We start from the raw sequence: 19,670 nt of genomic DNA on the forward strand, positions 1-19,670 counted from the left end.
CTCATTGTAGAGGGATTTTTTTATTTTTTACGTATGGAATAGAAAAATAAACAGTCATTATCTAATACATTGTTGTAAATTGTCAAGTTTCATCAGATTTTCACATTTTAAGAGTAACAATTTCCTTAAAAATATTGAATTATAAAGGAGAATCGTATAATATAGGCGTTGATAATGATTTATCTACATCTTTGTAGTATAGAATTTGTAAAAATTGCCTACAAATGAAAGTAAGACTCATTTTATGATCATTATACAGTCTTATCTTTGGGAGGAGGTGAATGGCATGAACAAGACAGATTTAATCAATGCTGTTGCAGAAGCAAGTTCCCTTTCTAAAAAGGACGCAACAAAAGCAGTAGACGCTGTTTTTGATTCTATCTTAGAAGCTTTAAAACAAGGTGATAAAGTACAATTGATCGGATTCGGTAACTTCGAAGTTCGTGAGCGTGCGGCTCGTAAAGGTCGTAACCCACAAACAGGTGAGGAGATTGAAATCGCTGCAAGTAAAGTACCTGCATTCAAACCTGGTAAAGCGTTAAAAGATGCGGTTAAATAATCCTTACATATTAACAGGGAAGAAGAGTTTCCTTTTTGGGAACTCTTCTTTTTGCTTTTAAAAACATAAATATGCTAGAATGTGTTCGTATCACTTTTAGGTTTTCGGGAGGGCTAGCGGATGGCAAAAGTTAATTTAGAACAAATTGAACACGCAGTACGCCTTATTTTAGAGGCAATCGGAGATGACCCAAATCGTGAGGGAGTACTTGATACACCGAAGCGCGTTGCAAAAATGTACGCAGAAGTGTTCTCGGGGATGCATGAAGATCCAAAAGAGCATTTGCATAAAGTATTCGGAGAAGATCACGAAGAGCTTGTACTAGTAAAAGATATACCATTTTATTCGATGTGTGAGCATCATCTAGTTCCATTCTATGGAGTTGCTCACGTTGCATATATTCCGCAAGGCGGAAAGGTGACGGGGTTAAGTAAATTAGCTCGTACTGTAGATACAATTGCACGTCGTCCACAACTACAAGAACGTATTACATCAACAGTGGCTAATTCTATCATGGAAGTACTAGAGCCGCATGGTGTAATGGTAGTAGTAGAAGCAGAACATATGTGTATGACGATGCGTGGTGTGAAAAAACCAGGTGCGAAAACGATAACGACGGCAGTACGTGGTGTGCTTGAAAATGATGCTGCAGCGCGTAGTGAAATTTTATCTTTTATTAAAACGAAGTAAAGAAAAGCGGGAAACTGCTTTTCTTTTTTTTACAAGTAAATAAATGATATAGTGTTAGTTGGGCAGAGTGAGAATAGAAAGATTGCTTACATCAATGGAAGGTGTAGCCAAGTTTTGGTTATAGAAAATAGAATGTATGTGTTATAATAAGTTTTATGAATTAGAAAACAAGGGTGATTTTTTGTGTGTGACATCTACGGAGGGTATGCGGGTATAAAAGAGAAATTGATGGAGAAATTACGCCATCCTTATTTTATAAACTATATTGAAGAACCATGTATTGATGAAGAGAAAATAGCATTGTTATATGGAGCTTTAAAAAGTGAAAATTTACATATAGAACAAATTGAGCATTATGTAGTAACGATTATGCTTGTGCAAATTGCGCTTGATACACATGAAAGAGTATCAAACAAAGCGGGAGAAGAAGCGATTGAATCGCATAAACGCCGCCAGTTAACAGTACTTGCAGGTGATTACTATAGTGGGCTATATTATTACTTATTGTCTATGAATCGTGATATTGTTTTAATTCGCGCGCTTGCTGAAGGAATTAAAGAGATTAATGAACATAAAATTATGCTATACCAAAAAGCGCATGACAAGATGGATAACATAATGGAGAGTGTAGTAACGATTGAATCTGCGCTCCTTCAAAAAACATGTGATCATTTCCATTTATCACATTGGAAACCATTTATAACGTATGTATTAGGGAAAAATCGTCTCCAAAAAGAATGTCAACTGTATGCTGATAAACAACATTCACCTGTTTTTCAAGCAGTGCAAGAGGCTTTAGGGGATAAAGCTGATGCAGAAACAGTTATTAATGAATGGATGATGGAATTACGAAAGAAAGAAGATCAATTTTTAGAAGATCACACAGACATAAGTGAAATAAATTCTGTGTTAAGAGATAAATCGAAGACATAAGCAATTTTACATTGGAAGAAGGTACGAGCATGCAACAATCAAAAGAAGAAAGAGTACATGATGTATTTGAGAAAATTTCAGATAAATACGATGTGATGAATTCTGTAATTAGTTTTCAAAGACATAAAGCATGGCGTAAAGAGACGATGCGTATTATGGATGTAAAACCTGGCAGTAAAGCGCTTGATGTGTGCTGCGGGACAGCGGATTGGACAATTGCGCTAGCAGGAGCTGTAGGTGAGCAGGGGAAGGTTGTTGGCCTAGACTTCAGTGAAAACATGTTATCTGTCGGTAAACAAAAGGTAGAGGCGTTACAATTAAAACAAGTAGAACTTCTACATGGAAATGCAATGGAACTTCCATTTGAAGATCATACATTTGATTATGTAACGATTGGATTTGGTTTGCGTAACGTACCAGATTATTTACACGTATTAAAAGAAATGACACGTGTAGTAAAACCAGGTGGTAAAGTAATCTGCCTAGAAACATCGCAACCAACAATGATTGGTTTTCGACAAGGGTATATTTTATACTTTAAATATATCATGCCGTTATTTGGAAAGATGTTTGCGAAAAGCTATAAAGAATATTCATGGCTTCAAGAATCCGCTAGTACATTCCCAGGGATGAAAGAATTGGCTCAAATGTTTGAGGAAGCTGGACTTGAACGTGTACAAGTGAAACCATTTACTTTTGGAGTAGCAGCGATGCATTTAGGTATGAAACCAGAATCAAAATAGAAAAAAGAAGTTTTAGGTTAAGGTGAACAATATGAAGTTACAACTTATGTACTCTTTTTTACGATCGGATATTAATGTAATAGAAAAAGAATTAAAAAAGACAGTTGCTTCTGAACAGCCATTAGTAGAAGAGGCGGCATTACAACTCATTGAAGCTGGTGGGAAGCGAATTCGTCCTGTATTCGTGTTGCTTGCAGGGAAATTCGGGGATTATAAGTTAGACGCAATTAAGCACGTCGCTGTTGCGTTGGAACTTATTCATATGGCTTCTCTCGTTCACGATGACGTTATTGATGCAGCGTTTTTACGACGCGGTAGTGCGACTGTGAATGCGAAATGGGGAGATCGTATTGCAATGTATACAGGAGACTATCTGTTTGCTAAGTCTCTTGAATGTGTAACAAATATCGAAATTCCAGAGGCGCATCAGGCACTGTCGCATACAATTTTAGAAGTATGTAAAGGTGAAATTGAACAAATTAAAGATAAATATAACTATGACCAAAATTTACGAACGTATTTAAGAAGGATAAAGCGAAAAACAGCATTATTAATTGCTGCGAGTTGTCAGCTAGGGGCGATTGCTGCTGGTGCTAATCGTGATATGGTAAATCGTTTGTTTTGGTATGGGTATTTCGTAGGAATGTCTTATCAAATTATTGATGACATTTTAGATTTCGTTTCAACAGAAGAGAAACTTGGAAAACCTGCTGGTGGTGACTTACTACAAGGAAATATTACGCTGCCTGCTTTATATGCGATGGAAGATCCAATACTCCGCAAGAAAATCACTTCTGTACATGAAAATACAACAGCAAGTGAAATGAAAGAAATTATTGATGCTGTAAAAAATAGTACAGCTATTGATCAAGCATTTGCGTTTAGCGAACGTTATTTACATAAAGCATTGGAAATAATAAAACCACTCCCACGTGGGCAAGCAAAGTATGCATTACAAAATGTTGCAAAGTATATTGGAAAACGAAAATTTTAGTGTTTATTCTAAAAAATAAAATAATCTCTCTATTTCAAAACTATTGCACAATTGTGATAAGGGTGTTAATATGTGTGTGGGGATATACAATTACATACATAATTCAGAAGTGGAGAGATTTTTTATGGAAAAAACATTTCTAATGGTAAAACCAGACGGTGTACAACGTGCCTTCATTGGGGAAATTGTAGCTCGTTTTGAGAAAAAGGGCTTTCAATTAGTTGGTGCAAAATTAATGCAAGTCACTCCGGAAATTGCTGGACAACACTACGGTGAGCATAAGGAAAAACCTTTCTTTGGTGAATTAGTAGACTTTATTACATCTGGACCTGTATTTGCAATGGTATGGCAAGGTGAAGGTGTAGTAGATACAGCTCGTAATATGATGGGTAAAACAAGACCACATGAAGCGGCTCCTGGAACAATTCGTGGAGATTTCGGTGTAACTGTTGCGAAAAACATTATCCACGGTTCTGATTCTTTAGAAAGCGCAGAGCGCGAGATTGCTATTTTCTTTAAAGAAGAAGAATTGGTAGACTACTCAAAATTAATGAATGAATGGATTTACTAATTATTTTGAAATAATTTGTAAACGCTTTAATCACTGTGATAATAGTAAAAAGTGCAAGGAGAATAGGGGTATTCTTCTTGCACTTTTTTTATTTGGATTAGTTACGAAGTTAGAGCGGTTATGATATATTGATATGTAAAGTAAAAGGCCTATCGGAGAATAAGCGAATGGCTGATCAATCATATAATTTCTTTCATATTTTTAGAGTAATGAAAGATAATATCATTGCTTAATATAGCGAGATAAATACATATACGAAAAGAGGAATAACGTATGCGATATATTACAGCTGGTGAATCTCATGGTCCACAACTTACAACGATTATAGAAGGTATTCCAGCAGGACTGCCTTTAGTAGCGGATGATATAAATGAAGAGTTAGCTAGAAGGCAAAAGGGATATGGGCGTGGTAGACGCATGCAAATTGAAACAGATCAAGTGCAAATTGCAAGTGGTGTTAGACATGGAGAGACATTAGGTTCTCCAATTGCACTTGTTGTTGAAAATCGTGATTTTGCACACTGGACAAAAATTATGGGTGCAGAGTCGTTAACGGAACAAGAAGAAAAAGAAATGAAGAGGAAAGTAACAAAACCAAGACCTGGACATGCTGATTTAAATGGTGCGATTAAATATGGTCATAGAGATATGAGAAATGTACTTGAACGTTCTTCAGCACGCGAAACGACAGTGCGTGTTGCTGCTGGTGCGGTTGCTAAAAAAGTGTTAGCGGAACTTGGTATTACAGTGGCAGGCCATGTAATTGAAATTGGCGGTGTACAAGCTAAGGAGATTACGTATCGTTCAATTGAAGAATTAAAAAGTATTACAGAAGCATCACCTGTACGTTGTTTAGATGAAGAAGCTGGCAACCAAATGATAAAAGCAATTGATGATGCGAAAGCAAATGGTGATTCAATCGGTGGCATCGTTGAAGTAATTGTGGAAGGAATGCCAATTGGAGTAGGAAGTTACGTGCATTATGATCGAAAACTGGATGCGAAATTAGCAGCCGCGATTATGAGCATTAATGCCTTTAAAGGTGTTGAGATTGGAATTGGTTTTGAAGCAGCGCATAGACCCGGAAGTGAAGTTCATGATGAAATTCTGTGGAATGAAGCACGTGGATATACACGAAGAACGAATCATGCAGGTGGATTAGAAGGCGGTATGACGACTGGAATGCCAATTGTTGTGCGCGGTGTGATGAAACCGATACCTACACTATATAAACCTCTTCAAAGTGTGGATATTGATACGAAAGAACCTTTTACAGCAAGCATTGAACGTTCAGATAGTTGTGCTGTACCAGCAGCTAGTGTCGTTGCAGAAGCTGTTGTGGCTTGGGAATTAGCGACTGCTTTAATGGAACAATTTGGATTAGATCGTATGGATCTTATTCGTGAAAATATGGAGAAACATAATGAATATGCGAGGGGATTTTAATGGAAAACATACATATTCAAACGAAATCAAAAGAATATGATGTACATGTTGGGAAAGAGGCATTATTACATTTGACAACATTTGTTCAAAATATGCAGCCAGTTGTATCTAACGTAATGATCATTTCAGATGAAGTTGTTGCATCTTTACATTTACAGACAGTTGTGAATGCATTGCAAGTAGAGCAAGAAGTATTTTCATTCGTTGTACCGAGTGGTGAAAAAGAGAAGTCTTTTGAAAATTTCTATGCGGCTCATACGTCAGCTCTTGAAAATAAATTAGATAGAAATTCTTTAATTATCGCACTTGGAGGCGGAATGATTGGAGATTTGGCTGGTTTTGTTGCTGCGTCGTTTATGCGTGGCATTCGCTTTGTCCAAGTTCCAACGACTTTATTAGCTCACGATAGTGCAGTAGGCGGGAAAGTAGCAATTAACCATCCGTTAGGGAAGAATATGATTGGTGCATTCCATCAGCCAGAAGCGGTTGTATATCATACACCATTTTTATACTCTCTTCCTGAAAAAGAATGGCGTTCAGGTTTTGCAGAAGTGATAAAACATGCTTTGATTGGTGATGTTGAACTGTATCATTGGTTAAAAGAAGAAGTGCAAACATTGGCGGATCTTCGTGATGAGAAGTTAATTCACATATTAATGAAGGCGATTCCTGTAAAAGCAAATATTGTATCGCAAGATGAAACAGAAAAAGGTGTACGTGCTCATTTGAACTTTGGACATACGCTAGGGCATGCTCTTGAAAAAGAGATTGGATATGGAAATATTACTCACGGTGACGGAGTAGCAGTTGGGATGTTATTTGCTTTATTTTTAAGTGAGCAAGTGTATAAAGTTGATCTTGCTTATGAAGAGATAAAGCAGTGGTTCTTGCAATACGGCTATCCAAAAATGCCAAGCGATTTGAATGTAGAGCGCCTCGTTCAACTGATGAAACAAGATAAGAAAGCGAATGCTGGAACAATTCATATGGTACTTATGCAGGAATATGGGGTGGTGAACGTCGTATCTATTCCTGATGAGACTGTTCATATTGCGTTAGAAGCATTTCAAAAGGATATGGCTTAAAAATATAGGGACAGTTATGAAGTGCTTATTTAGAGGTGTTTTCGTAATAGTGACGGTTATGATAAAAGATTACAGTAAGGGATTATAATCCCTTACTGTAATCGAATTCAATAAAATGACTGGGGGAAGAAAAATGAGAGTGAAAGAGCAATTGTTAACTTTGAGAGCATATGTACCTGGGAAAAATATTGAAGAAGTAAAAAGAGAATATGGATTATCAAAAATTGTGAAATTAGCATCGAACGAAAATCCATTCGGTTGTTCTACAAATGTGACAGAAGCGTTAACATCATTAGTGAGTCAATACGCTCTTTATCCAGATGGATATGCTTTTGAACTTCGGACAAAAGTAGCTGATCATTTAGGTGTAAAAGCGGAACAACTGTTATTTGGTAGTGGGTTAGATGAAGTTATTCAAATGATTAGCCGTGCCTTACTACATGAAGGAACAAATGTTGTAATGGCGAATCCTACATTCTCGCAATACCATCACCATGCTGTTATTGAAGGGGCAGAAGTTCGTGAAGTATCACTTAAAGATGGCATTCACGATTTAGATGCAATGTTACAACAAGTAGATGATAAAACGAAGATTGTGTGGATTTGTAATCCGAATAACCCGACAGGTACATATGTAGAGAAACAAAAATTACTTTCATTTTTAGAATCAGTACCTAAGTCAGCGCTCGTTATTATGGATGAAGCATATTATGAATATGCGGAAGCAAAAGACTATCCGCAAACATTGCCACTTCTTGAAAAATATGAAAATCTTATGGTATTACGTACATTTTCAAAAGCATATGGCTTAGCTGCTTTTCGAATTGGATATGCGATTGGTGATGCGAAGTTAATCGGGCAGTTGGAAGTAGCAAGGTTACCGTTCAATACATCGACTGTAGCCCAAGCTGTAGCAATAGCTGCATTAGAAGATCAAACATTTTTACAAGACTGTGTGCAAAAAAATGCTGAAGGGTTAAATCAATACTATGCATTTTGTAAGGAATATAACGTATTCTATTATCCGTCTCAAACAAATTTCATTTTCTTAAAACTTGGTATTTCTGGTAATGAAGCTTTCGAACGATTAATGAAGAAAGGATATATTGTTCGTTCTGGTGCTGCATTTGGAATACATGATGGCATTCGTATTACCGTCGGATTGAAAGAAGAAAATGATGAAATTATAGAATTACTGAAAGAGCTTGTAAATGAGCAAGTTAAGAAAGAAGAAACCTATTCTTAAGAAATTGTGAAGGCTCCTTTTATAGGAGTCTTTTTTATCCCGCATGAACAGCTCCTAAAAGCTTGGTTGGTGTTGCTTCATAATTAATAAGGGAAGTTATTTGCACGGTCATGAAAGAAAACGGTACAATAGAAAGTAGTGAGGGATCGGTGTCACATCCGAACTTTTTGAACAAGTAGCTACGCTATAAGAAAAAGTACAAGAAGGAGCATGCCCATTCTAAAGGTTGCGTTATAACAGTGCGTTGCTTATGATAAAGTGAAACTTTAATCAGTGGGGGATGTTTATCCCCCGCTAATTATTAGTTGAACCAATCGGGCTTTTATGGGCAGTTGATCCCCAAACTAACTTCTTTGCCTTAGCTGAATTTTGAGGTGGGGGTCTGACTGCCCGTTAATAGCGGGATAAATGAACAGAAGAGAATATTTTTTAGAATTAAAGGAGACGTTTATGCAAAAGTTTGAACAAGCTGTGTCATATATTGAAAATGGTGAAGCGGAAAAAGGATTACAATTATTAAAAGAACAATTACAAGTTGCGAATGATGAAGAGAAGTATGATATCGCTCGCTACTATCATACACTTGGGTTTACGGATGAGGCGCTAGTAATAACAGAAGATTTACGCTTGCTATATCCGGAAGAGAGTGAATTTACGGTATTTTTAGCAGAATTATATATTGATTTAGATAAAGAAGATGAAGCGATTGAAGTACTTCATGATATTCCAGAAAATGATGATTTATATGTTCAATCGTTATTGCTTGTTGCAGATTTATTCCAAATGCAAGGTTTTGATGATGTAGCAGAGCAAAAACTATTAAAGGCGAAAGAATTGATGCCTGACGAACCTGTTATTACGTTTGGATTAGCAGAATTATATAGTAGTAAAGGTGAAGAACAAAAGGCAATTACTTATTACGAGTCGCTATTAGCGGAACATAAAGTAATGGGGGGTGTTGTCATTGCACTTCGTCTCGCAGAAACGTTAAGTGCAATTGGAAACTGGGAAGAAGCGATCTCTTACTATGAAGCAGGCTTAGAGGAGCAAAAAGATATTCACTCCTTATTTGGATATGCTTTCACATTATATCAAGGAGAAGAATATCAAAGAGCAATTGGTGCTTGGCAAGAACTAAAAGAATTAGATCCTGAGTACGCATCACTATACATGTATTTAGCGAAAAGCTATGAAAAAGAAGGAATGCTGCAAGAAAGCTATGAAACACTTCAAGAAGGAATTAAAGTAGATGAGCTTGCTGTTCCGTTTTATGTAGAATTAGCGAGCATTGCAGCTAAATTAGGAAAAGTAGCAGAGGCAGAGGAAGTGCTTCAAAAAGCGCTTGAGTTAGATCCAGGACATTTAGGTGCAATATTAAAATATGCATATATTTTAAAAGGACAAGAAAAGTATGAAGAGTTAATCACAGTTGTAGAGCGTGCTATTGATAGCGGAGAGCCAGATACACAACTACTTTGGGATCTTGCGTTTGCAAAAAAACAATTAGAAATGTATTCGGATGCATTAAAGCACTATGAAAGTGCATATACTTCTTTTAAGAATCATCCAGACTTCTTGGAAGAGTACGGTTATTTCTTATTGGAAGAAGGAATGCGAAAAGAGGCCAAAGAAGTGTTTACTCAGTTATTACAACTAGACCCGACACAAATTCATATTGAAGAGTTGTTATATAATTTAGAGGATTTTTCATAAGTTGGAAGGAAACTGAATGCCGCTTCTTGAATCTAAAAAGAAAAGAGAAAGACAGAGGAGGGACTTAATTGCTATGAATACCCCTGTTTCTGTAAACGAGAAGAAGGATTTTGTGAAATGGTTTTTGAATAATTACCAACTGAAACAGCGTGAATGTGTATGGATTTTGAATTATTTAATGAGTCACGACCAATTAATGCATAAAGTCCACTTCGTAGAGCATGCAAAATATTGTCCGCGTGGCTTAGTGATGTCAGCAAATTGCGTGAAAGACACACCGTTTCACTTTTTTAAACAAAATGTTATGACAACAGATGCTGAAAAATCGTTTCATGATATTCGTTTAAATCGAGATGAGGATATTTATATTCAACTCAACTTTAAATCATCGTTCCAAAACGCAAACTATGTAGCTGTATTAGAAGACAATCCATATTTACCAAAGCATATTGAAGTAAATGAAAAAGATCGTTTACTTGCAGAGAGATTTTTAGAAGAGAGTGTATTTTCATTTAGAAGAGAACGTCTTTTGAAACAAATTGATGAAGCGTTGGATAAGCAAGATAAGGAAGCGTTTCATAGGTTAACGGCGGAGTTAAAGACTTTATAGGATTTATTTGAATTATTGAATTTTTACAAATTTCGGACTTTTTTAAGAAAAACTACCTATCTTGGGTAGTTTTTCTTTTTTTACCCCTTTTAGTATGGTTTAATATATATAAAGTGAAAGTTCTGTCATTTTAGCTGGAGGGAGGGAAGAAATGTGAAATGGATTGTAAAAGACGTGGAACAGTTTGAGCAAGCAAGGGAGTATGTAGATACAGGGGTAATACCTCTTTTGTCAATTTCAGCAGCAAAAGAAATGAAAACGGTAGTAGAACAAGGTGAATTTATTGAATTGTTGAGTATGGAGTTGGAAAGAGAATATAAAGGAAGAGTGCTTTTACTACCTGCATTTACGTATTTAGTAGAAAGTCAAAAGAATGAAAAAGCTCGTTTGCAAGAATGGACAGATCATTTACAAAGTCAAGGCTTTAAACATATTGCTTATGTTACAAGTGATTTTTCATGGAAAGAAGATATGCAAGAGTTACAGGGGGATTTATTTTGGTTACCCTCATTAGCGTTAGAACAATTTAGTGATCAAGCGAAGAGAGAAGTCATTCACGCTCATATAAAAAATATAATGGTAATGTTAGAAGAAAAATGGGGAAAATAGCAATAAACAGAAAGTTCTTATTATTATGAGTAGTATGATATTGACCTGTGCATGAGGGTATTATATCATGATAGTGTCCTAGTATTTATTTTTTATATTATTTTTCACGAGGGGACAATTTCTGATAGAGGGGGGAAATTTTCGTGAGCGAGAAAGAACATCGTGTGTCAAGAAGACAGTTTTTAAATTACACACTTACAGGAGTAGGAGGCTTTATGGCAGCGGGTATTTTAATGCCGATGACGCGATTTGCGCTTGATCCGGTGTTAAGAAAAGAAGCGGGAACAGATATGGTTGCTGTTGCGCAAGTAAAGGATATTACAACAGAGCCGAAGCGTTTCGACTTTAAGGTGAAACAGGTTGACGGATGGTACAAGTCTGAAGAGCCAAAATCTGCTTGGGTGCATAAAGATGAAAGCGGAGACATCGTTGCATTTTCTCCAGTGTGTAAACATTTAGGGTGTACAGTGAACTGGAATTCGGACAAAGCACATCCGAATCAATTCTTTTGCCCGTGTCACGGAGGACGTTATACAAAAGATGGTATGAACATTAAAGGCACACCGCCACTTGCTCCGCTTGATGTGTACGAGTCTAAAGTGAAAGATGGAACGCTGTATTTAGGAAAAGCGAAGCCAAAAGGGGGTGCAAAGTAGATGCTAAATAAAATTTATGATTGGGTAGATGAACGTTTAGATATTACACCGATATGGCGCGATATCGCTGATCATGAAGTACCTGAACATGTAAACCCGGCACATCACTTTTCTGCATTCGTTTATTGCTTTGGAGGACTTACCTTTTTCGTTACTGTAATTCAAATTTTATCTGGAATGTTTTTGACGATGTATTATGTGCCTGATATTAAAAATGCGTGGGAATCTGTTTACTATTTACAAAATGAAGTTGCGTACGGGCAAATTGTTCGTGGTATGCACCACTGGGGTGCTAGTCTCGTAATTGTAATGATGTTTTTACATACACTCAGAGTTTTCTTCCAAGGTGCGTATAAAAAACCTCGTGAGTTAAACTGGATTGTTGGTGTTCTTATTTTCTTTGTTATGTTAGGTCTTGGTTTTACCGGATATTTATTACCGTGGGATATGAAAGCGTTATTTGCTACGAAAGTAGGGATTCAAATCGCAGAGCAAACGCCGCTCATTGGTCCTTATATTAAAACATTACTCGCTGGTCATTCCGAAATTGTTGGCGCTCAAACATTAACTCGCTTCTTTGCTATTCATGTCTTCTTCTTACCAGCAGCACTTCTAGGTTTAATGGCCTTCCACTTCATCATGATTCGCAAACAAGGTATTTCCGGTCCACTATAAGAGATTGCTAAATTAAAGGGGAAAGAACTAAAGGAGGGAGATTATGCATCGCGGCAAAGGAATGAAATTTGTAGGAGATTCTCGAGTACCAGTAGCTCGGAAACCAAATATTCCAAAAGATTATTCTGAATACCCAGGAAAAACAGAAGCATTTTGGCCGAACTTCTTGTTAAAAGAATGGATGGTTGGTGCAGTTTTTTTAATCGGTTATTTATGTTTAACAGTGGCACATCCGTCACCGCTTGAGAGAATGGCGGATCCGACAGATGCCGGATATATACCACTTCCAGATTGGTATTTCTTATTTTTGTATCAGTTACTAAAGTATTCTTATGCTTCTGGTTCATTTACTGTAATTGGAGCGTTTATTATGCCAGGGATTGCGTTCGGAGCATTGCTGTTAGCTCCATTTCTCGATCGAGGTCCAGAAAGACGCCCGTTGAAGCGTCCTGTAGCCACTGGATTTATGCTTTTAGCAATTGCATCGATTATCTTTTTAACTTGGGAATCTGTAGCACACCACGACTGGGAAGCTGCAAAGAAACAAGGCGCAATTGTAAAAACAGCACCAGTTGATAAAAATGATGACGGCTACAAGTTAATGCAAAAAAATACTTGTTTAACGTGTCATGGTGATAATTTACAAGGCGGGGCGGCAGCACCAGCTTTGCAGAACTTAACTTTAAAACCTGAAGAAATCGCTAAAATTGCGAAAGATGGAAAAGGTTCCATGCCTAAAGGTGTATTTAAAGGTACGGATGAAGAACTGAAAAAGCTTTCGGAATTCGTTGCAAAGTATAATAAAAAGTAATAGAAAAGCTGACTACAAATTTTGTGGTCAGCTTTTTATTTTGATGACAGAAAGTTTACTATATAATAGAGTAGAGTTTGAGGAAAGAATGAAAGGTGTTGGACATACAGCTTGGTTTACTTGTATGCAATGTTAAGACAACGCTCAGTATTATTATTTTTATTGATTGTTAACATACTAGGTACAATTTACGGATTTATATGGTATGGAAATCAATTAAAAGAAACGTCACCTATATTTTGGCCGTTTGTACCAGATAGTCCTATGGCGACTCTCTTTTTTGTCTTTGTTTTAATTGCTTTCTTGGTAAAGCGAAACTGGGGATTAATAGAGGCGCTGGCAATTGTAACTTTAATAAAATATGGTATATGGGCTGTTGTTGTAAATGTGGTTATGATTTATGTAAAAGGTCCTATTGGCTTGATGGGGTATATGTTAATGCTATCGCATTTTGCAATGGCAGTGCAGGGAGTGTTATATGCTCCGTTTTACCGTATAAAAAAATGGCATTTTGTAGTAGCAGGTATATGGACATTACATAATGACGCAATTGATTATTTATTTTGGCAAATGCCGAGATACGGAATTATGCATTTGTTTGTAGAGAAAATTGGTTATTTTACATTTTGGTTAAGTATTGTCGTACTGTGCATCACATACTATTATTGCTTACGTGAGCGCCGAAAACAGTTTTCTTTATGATGGTGTGAACATTTAGGGGGAGAAAATGAAGAGAAGTAAGAGTGGAAAAATATTGGATCGATTGATTACGTTAGTTGTTTCATATAGCATAGCATTTTCTATTTTTGCACTTGCAACAATGGCAGTTGTATATGGAAAATGGCTGTATTATTTTGAAATTGATTTTTTAAACATTCCAGATTTAGCGGATATGACAAAAGATGAAATTAAGAGAAATTATGATGTGCTAATTACATATTTATCTCCGTTTTATGACGGAGCATTACATTTACCGACATTAGATATGTCTACAAATGGTCGTATTCATTTTGTAGATGTTAAAAATATTATAGTAAAGATTCAATATGTGATGTATGCAACAATTATGATTGTAGTGATAGGCGGCGTTTATTTATTAAAAAGAAAAAACGAAAAATTTTTACTGCATGGATCGATTGTAACAATTATATTTCCGATAGCACTGGTGTTGCCAATCGCTATTAATTTTGAAAAGAGTTTTGTATTATTCCATAAGCTGTTATTCAGTAACGATTATTGGATGTTTGATATTGAATCGGATCCGATTATTTTAATGCTACCAGAAGAATTTTTTATGCATGCGGCGTGTGCTATTTTATTATTCATTTTAGGTGGTAGTATACTTTGTTACAGCTTGTATAGATATTTCGTAAAAAAGAAAAGGATTTCAAAGGAAAAATTCTCTGCTTAAAGAGAATTTTTTTGTTTGTAAAACGATAATATATTTTTCGGGGCAGTTCTGTTCTATTCTTGTCCAATTCCACATATTTTGTACTAGTAGTTATAGGGGGGACCGGGATGAAGAGAACATTAATTGGATTGATAGCATTTCTAATTATAATGTTTCCGTTACGTATATATGCTGAAGAGTGGAGTGAACTAACGGGGTTGCTAGACGACTCGTTACAGTTAGTGAAGCGTAATGAAGATGAAAAAGCAGTACAAGTATTACAATATTTCTCGGAGCAGTTTTTAGTGAAGGGGAATGAAAAGAAGCAAGAAGTAACACCAGATCAAATTAGAGTCATTTCTTTAGCTTACGACAAAGCGAAACAATCTCTCTCGGAAGAAGATTTAGGTAAGCAAGTTAAAATTGATAATGTGATAGCATTACAACTTGCTGTTGATGCGCAAGTATCGAAATATCAACCGCTTTGGATGGAAAGAGAAGGGAAAGTAATGGATGCTTTTTCTCAAATGGAAAAAGCGATGAAAAAAGAAGATACTGGACAGTTTCAGCAAACGTTAAATACATTCTTAAATGAATTTAATATTATTTACCCAAGCCTAATGATTGCTTTGCCAGAAAACGAGGTGCAACGTGTAAATGCTCATTTATCTTATTTGGATGAATTTCGTAACGTTATGTTAAAAACGAAAGGTGGGCAAATGCAATTAGGAATCATTAAAGGAGATTTGCAAAAGATATTTCACACAGTAAAAAAAGATGAAATTGCCCCCTCTCTCATTTGGTTTATGACAATTACTGGAGGACTTATTTTATTCACATTAACTTATGTTGGATGGAGAAAGTATAAAGGTGAGCGAGAGAAAAGAAAAAGTAATGTACATTCTAAAAATAGATAATGCGATAAAGTGAAACTTTAATCAGTGGGGAGGTTCATACCTCATTGATTATTAGCCCTCATCAATCGGGCGTTTACGGGCAGTGGATATACCGCTTAAGTTCTTTGCTCCAGCAGAATTTTGAGGTGGGAGTCTAACTGTCTACAAATAGCGGGATAAATAAAGATACGGATTGTAAGGTTTATTCATTGACAATGGTGGCAGAAAAAAATAGAATGAGAAGTACTATAATTAAAACTTCAATGGAGGTTCATGATGTTTTATTTAATTTACTTCGCGATCATTTTGATCATACCGTTGTATGCACAGTCAAAAGTACGTAGTGCCTATAGCAAGTATTCACAAGTTTATTCAACATCAGGTATGACAGGAGCAGAAGTGGCTCGGAAAATTTTAGATGAAAACGGATTATACAACGTAGCTGTAGAAGAAACGCCAGGTCATTTATCAGACCATTATGATCCAACTGCCAAAACAGTTCGATTATCAACAGATAACTACTATGGCCATTCAGTTGCTGGTACAGCAGTAGCAGCACACGAAGTAGGGCATGCGATTCAAGATGCAAAAGATTATAATTTCATGCGTGTTCGTCATTCATTAGTGCCAGTTGCTAATTTTGGCTCGAATATGTCTTGGGTTTTCGTCTTAATTGGTGTGTTTGCACAAATGTCTGGTTTATTGTTGCTAGGAATTATTTTGATGGCAGCAGGTGTTGTTTTTCAACTTGTTACATTACCAGTTGAGTTTGATGCATCAAAACGCGCAATGCAACAAATTGAAGCACTTGGTATCGTATCGACAGATGAGTACGGCCAAGCTCGTAAAGTATTAAATGCGGCAGCATTAACATATGTAGCAGCTGCAGCTGTAGCTGTATTTGAATTATTACGTCTTGTATTAATATATACTGGTATGCAGCGTAGCGACGACTAAAGACTATCAATTTTGATAGTCTTTTTTTATTATCTGTAATAAATGGACAGGATAAAATGAAAGAAATATTGTAGGGAAATCATAATTAAGTAGCATACGATGAGGGGGGAGATAATGGAATATCCAGACCATATAGTAAAGCAAGTGAAAGAGCGTAGTACTTCGTATCAGCTAGAAGGTTTTCTAAGTGGACAAGGCCCTGGAAACCCAAAAATTATGCTCGTTGGTGAAGCACCTGGTGAAACAGAAATTCATAATGGGATTCCGTTTAGCGGTAGAGCTGGAAAACATTTAATGGAGTTTTTAGAACGTATTCATGTTACAAGGGAAGAAGTATATATTACGAGTGCGGTCCGGAGTAGGCCATATAAATGGCGAGAGAAAAAAGAACGAAATGGCGAAAAAATACAGAAAAAGTATAATAGAACACCAAATCAAGGAGAAATACTTGCTCATGCACCTTTATTAGATTATGAGTTGGAACATATAGACCCTCCTGTTATCGTTACGCTTGGTAATATTGCATTACAGCGTTTAGTCAGTAAAAATCATAAAATTACAGATGTTCATGGAGAATTGTTAAAACAACCCGTGCAACAATTGAAAGATAGTTGCTGTACAGAATTTGTATGGACAGAAAAAGAATATTCTATTTTTCCGACCTTTCATCCAGCTTCTATTTTTTATAATCGGAGTTTGTTGGAGCTTATTTATGAGGATTGGGAGAAGCTGAAAAAATATGTAATAAAAAACTAGAAAAGCTAAAGAGCTTTTCTAGTTGAATTTAATTATGTAACGGATTTTTATTTTCATCTAATGTAAAACCTTCACCAACTACATCATGTACGTCACTTACAGCAACAAAGGCATGAGGATCTACAGAAGTAATAATATTTTTTAATTTCACGATTTCATTTTTAGCGACAACGCAATACAATACGTTCCGTTCCACTTTCGTATACGATCCAACAGCTTTTAAAAAGGTTGCTCCGCGCTCCATGTCAGATAAAATTTGGGCAGCAATTTCATCGTTTTTATCTGAGATAATAGTTGCTCCTTTTGCCGCATAGGCTCCTTCTTGCATAAAGTCAATGACTTTCGCTCCGATAAAAACAGCAACTAACGTATACATGCCTTCGCGGTATGATAAATAGGTAAGAATAGAGACGATAATGACGATAGCATCAAACATAAACATTGTTTTCCCCATACTCCAGCCAACATATTTATGAGCGAGTCTTGCGATAATATCTACACCGCCAGTAGTCCCCCCATATTTAAATATTATGCCAAGACCGATACCGATAAATGCCCCGGCGAATAAAGCCGCGAGTGTCATATCATTTTGTAAGTTTAAATGTAAGTTAAGAACGTCGTAACGCTGAAAAATCCATAGAAATAAAGATACGCTGAATGTGCCGATTAGTGTATAGATAAATGTCGTTCTTCCAAGTAACTTCCAACCAATAAAAAATATAGGGATATTTAAAATTAAGTTTGAATAAGAAGGGTCAAACTTAAATAGAAAATACAATAATAGTGTAATACCGGTAAATCCACCTTCTGCAAGGTGATTTTCAATATTGATATTCACAATACCGAAAGAAAAAATAGCGGAACCGATTAAAATGAAAATGATATTTCGAATCTTCAAACTTGATGTCATATAGAAATCCCCCTAATTATGTAGATTGCATTGCTCCGCTGAAACGGTAAAACATAATGATAAGTAATTTCTAGTTGTTAATAAAAATAGTGAAGGCTATAAAAAAACAATTGATTTTAGCTGATCTTTTGCCAAAACCGCAAAAGAAAGTTTCACTTCATTATAGTCTATCCAAAAAAGGGTCGCAAATAGGTGTTTGGCGGGGAATAATATTTGTCAAATCGCGATGAATTGGCTAACATGAAAGAGGAAGGATTAGAGGTGATTAGTATGGAAGCAAAAACGATGAAAGATATGCAGAAAGAAGTAGATGCATATATTGGTCAGTTTAAAGAAGGTTATTTCAGTCCGCTTGCAATGATGGCTCGTTTAACGGAAGAAATGGGAGAGCTTGCGAGGGAAGTAAACCATTACTACGGTGAGAAACCGAAGAAAACAACTGAAACAGAACGTAGTATTGAAGAAGAGCTTGGAGATGTATTGTTTGTTATGATTTGTATGGCAAATAGTTTAAATATTGATTTAGAAACAGCGCATAACATTGTAATGGAAAAATTTAATACACGTGATAAAGATCGCTGGACACGCATTGATGAGGGAGAGAAAGAATAATGAAAGAAATTAAAGTAATTATCGCTGGACCAAGAGGACGTATGGGACATGAAGCAGTCCTTCTTATGGAAAGAACAGAACATTTCAATTTAGTAGCAGCAGTAGACTATAAGCACGGTGGAGAAAAGATTTCAGACTTACCTGGTATGCCGATGTTAGATACACCGATTTACGCAGATTTACATACTTGTTTAGATGAAGTGGAAGCAGATGTATTATTAGATTTAACAACACCAGAAGTTGGAAAGAAACATGTGACACTTGCAGTTGAACGTGGACTTCGATCTGTTATTGGTACAACTGGATTTACGGAAGAAGAACTAAAGCAATTAACAGAAAATGCAAAAGATAATAAAGTAGGAACAATTATCGCTCCAAACTTTGCAATTGGTGCAGTTCTTATGATGAAATTTTCACAAATGGCAGCGAAGTACTTCCAAGATGTTGAAGTAATTGAATTACACCATGATCAAAAATTAGATGCACCATCTGGTACAGCTGTCAAAACAGTAGAATTAATTCGTCAAAATCGTGAATCAAAGCAGCAAGGTCATCCAAACGAAGTAGAGCAACTAGAAGGTGCTCGTGGTGCAAATGTAGACGGTATTCACATTCATAGTGTACGTTTACCGGGACTTATTGCACACCAAGAAGTAATGTTCGGCGGGGATGGACAAATGTTAACGGTTCGCCATGATTCATTCAATCGTGCATCATTTATGTCAGGTGTAAAACTATCAATTGAAACAGTAATGAACATTGATCATCTTGTGTACGGTTTAGAAAACATTATCGACTAAAGGGGAGA

General features: G+C 36.2%; 23 protein-coding genes. 22 read left to right on the forward strand and 1 reads right to left on the reverse strand.

Features of this window, described 5'->3' with window-relative positions; genetic code table 11:
* Positions 1-286 precede the first annotated feature (286 nt).
* The 20 genes from MHH42_RS07525 (at position 287) to MHH42_RS07620 (ending at position 17,340) form a co-directional block, all read left to right on the forward strand.
* A complete protein-coding gene (locus tag MHH42_RS07525) occupies positions 287-559 on the forward strand; it encodes an HU family DNA-binding protein (RefSeq protein WP_001043860.1) in 273 nt (90 codons plus the stop codon).
* Positions 560-679: 120 nt separating this feature from the next.
* On the forward strand, positions 680-1,249 hold the full coding sequence (folE, locus tag MHH42_RS07530; RefSeq protein WP_001151479.1) for a GTP cyclohydrolase I FolE: 570 nt from the start codon (positions 680-682) through the stop codon (positions 1,247-1,249).
* A gap of 183 nt (positions 1,250-1,432) precedes the next feature.
* Positions 1,433-2,182: a heptaprenyl diphosphate synthase component 1 gene (locus MHH42_RS07535; protein ID WP_000332836.1), complete on the forward strand. Its 750-nt coding sequence runs from the start codon at positions 1,433-1,435 to the stop codon at positions 2,180-2,182.
* A gap of 29 nt (positions 2,183-2,211) precedes the next feature.
* Positions 2,212-2,925: a 2-heptaprenyl-1,4-naphthoquinone methyltransferase gene (menG, locus tag MHH42_RS07540; RefSeq protein ID WP_001187664.1), complete on the forward strand. Its 714-nt coding sequence runs from the start codon at positions 2,212-2,214 to the stop codon at positions 2,923-2,925.
* 31 nt (positions 2,926-2,956) lie between these two features.
* Positions 2,957-3,919: a heptaprenyl diphosphate synthase component II gene (hepT, locus tag MHH42_RS07545; protein WP_000776088.1), complete on the forward strand. Its 963-nt coding sequence runs from the start codon at positions 2,957-2,959 to the stop codon at positions 3,917-3,919.
* A gap of 124 nt (positions 3,920-4,043) precedes the next feature.
* On the forward strand, positions 4,044-4,490 hold the full coding sequence (gene ndk, locus MHH42_RS07550) for a nucleoside-diphosphate kinase (protein ID WP_000415890.1): 447 nt from the start codon (positions 4,044-4,046) through the stop codon (positions 4,488-4,490).
* A 273-nt stretch (positions 4,491-4,763) separates the two neighbouring features.
* A complete protein-coding gene (gene aroC / locus MHH42_RS07555) occupies positions 4,764-5,936 on the forward strand; it encodes a chorismate synthase (protein ID WP_340893080.1) in 1,173 nt (390 codons plus the stop codon).
* On the forward strand, positions 5,936-7,021 hold the full coding sequence (gene aroB, locus MHH42_RS07560) for a 3-dehydroquinate synthase (protein ID WP_000427689.1): 1,086 nt from the start codon (positions 5,936-5,938) through the stop codon (positions 7,019-7,021). Before aroC ends, aroB begins: the two co-directional genes overlap by 1 nt.
* A 133-nt stretch (positions 7,022-7,154) precedes the next feature.
* On the forward strand, positions 7,155-8,267 hold the full coding sequence (gene hisC, locus MHH42_RS07565; RefSeq protein ID WP_001264040.1) for a histidinol-phosphate transaminase: 1,113 nt from the start codon (positions 7,155-7,157) through the stop codon (positions 8,265-8,267).
* Between the two features lie 450 nt (positions 8,268-8,717).
* Positions 8,718-9,980: a tetratricopeptide repeat protein gene (locus MHH42_RS07570; protein WP_001168690.1), complete on the forward strand. Its 1,263-nt coding sequence runs from the start codon at positions 8,718-8,720 to the stop codon at positions 9,978-9,980.
* Positions 9,981-10,053: 73 nt separating this feature from the next.
* A complete protein-coding gene (locus MHH42_RS07575) occupies positions 10,054-10,590 on the forward strand; it encodes a ReoY family proteolytic degradation factor (protein WP_001095919.1) in 537 nt (178 codons plus the stop codon).
* Between the two features lie 153 nt (positions 10,591-10,743).
* Positions 10,744-11,199, forward strand: coding sequence for a YpiF family protein (locus tag MHH42_RS07580; RefSeq protein ID WP_000871316.1), 456 nt, complete (start codon positions 10,744-10,746; stop codon positions 11,197-11,199).
* A gap of 143 nt (positions 11,200-11,342) precedes the next feature.
* Entirely contained in the window at positions 11,343-11,855 is a 513-nt protein-coding gene (gene qcrA, locus MHH42_RS07585) for a menaquinol-cytochrome c reductase iron-sulfur subunit (protein WP_001290419.1), read from the forward strand.
* Entirely contained in the window at positions 11,856-12,530 is a 675-nt protein-coding gene (gene qcrB / locus MHH42_RS07590) for a menaquinol-cytochrome c reductase cytochrome b subunit (protein ID WP_000932700.1), read from the forward strand.
* A 43-nt stretch (positions 12,531-12,573) separates the two neighbouring features.
* Entirely contained in the window at positions 12,574-13,341 is a 768-nt protein-coding gene (gene qcrC / locus MHH42_RS07595) for a menaquinol-cytochrome c reductase cytochrome b/c subunit (RefSeq protein ID WP_000554601.1), read from the forward strand.
* A 111-nt stretch (positions 13,342-13,452) separates the two neighbouring features.
* Positions 13,453-14,043, forward strand: a complete 591-nt coding sequence (locus tag MHH42_RS07600; RefSeq protein WP_000262817.1) for a DUF1405 domain-containing protein — start codon at positions 13,453-13,455, stop codon at positions 14,041-14,043.
* Between the two features lie 25 nt (positions 14,044-14,068).
* Complete coding sequence (lit, locus tag MHH42_RS07605) at positions 14,069-14,752, forward strand: lipoprotein intramolecular transacylase Lit (RefSeq protein ID WP_000830608.1); 684 nt, start codon at positions 14,069-14,071, stop codon at positions 14,750-14,752.
* Between the two features lie 107 nt (positions 14,753-14,859).
* Positions 14,860-15,648 (forward strand): sporulation protein YpjB, encoded by a 789-nt coding sequence (gene ypjB, locus MHH42_RS07610; RefSeq protein ID WP_000831603.1) that lies wholly within the window; start codon positions 14,860-14,862, stop codon positions 15,646-15,648.
* Positions 15,649-15,903: 255 nt separating this feature from the next.
* Complete coding sequence (locus tag MHH42_RS07615) at positions 15,904-16,584, forward strand: zinc metallopeptidase (protein WP_000499539.1); 681 nt, start codon at positions 15,904-15,906, stop codon at positions 16,582-16,584.
* Between the two features lie 114 nt (positions 16,585-16,698).
* Complete coding sequence (locus MHH42_RS07620; protein WP_340893083.1) at positions 16,699-17,340, forward strand: uracil-DNA glycosylase; 642 nt, start codon at positions 16,699-16,701, stop codon at positions 17,338-17,340.
* A gap of 28 nt (positions 17,341-17,368) precedes the next feature.
* Here the strand turns inward: MHH42_RS07620 and MHH42_RS07625 are convergent, their stop codons facing one another.
* Entirely contained in the window at positions 17,369-18,250 is an 882-nt protein-coding gene (locus MHH42_RS07625) for a YitT family protein (protein ID WP_000204285.1), read from the reverse strand.
* Positions 18,251-18,520: 270 nt separating this feature from the next.
* Between MHH42_RS07625 and MHH42_RS07630 the strand changes: the two genes are divergently transcribed.
* Both MHH42_RS07630 and dapB read left to right on the forward strand, forming a co-directional pair.
* Entirely contained in the window at positions 18,521-18,862 is a 342-nt protein-coding gene (locus MHH42_RS07630; protein ID WP_044810165.1) for a nucleotide pyrophosphohydrolase, read from the forward strand.
* Positions 18,862-19,662, forward strand: a complete 801-nt coding sequence (dapB, locus tag MHH42_RS07635) for a dihydrodipicolinate reductase (protein ID WP_000658815.1) — start codon at positions 18,862-18,864, stop codon at positions 19,660-19,662. Before MHH42_RS07630 ends, dapB begins: the two co-directional genes overlap by 1 nt.
* Positions 19,663-19,670: the final 8 nt, after the last annotated feature.

The sequence above is a fragment of the Bacillus sp. FSL L8-0099 genome, assembly GCF_038006385.1.
Lineage (GTDB): Bacteria > Bacillota > Bacilli > Bacillales > Bacillaceae_G > Bacillus_A > Bacillus_A toyonensis.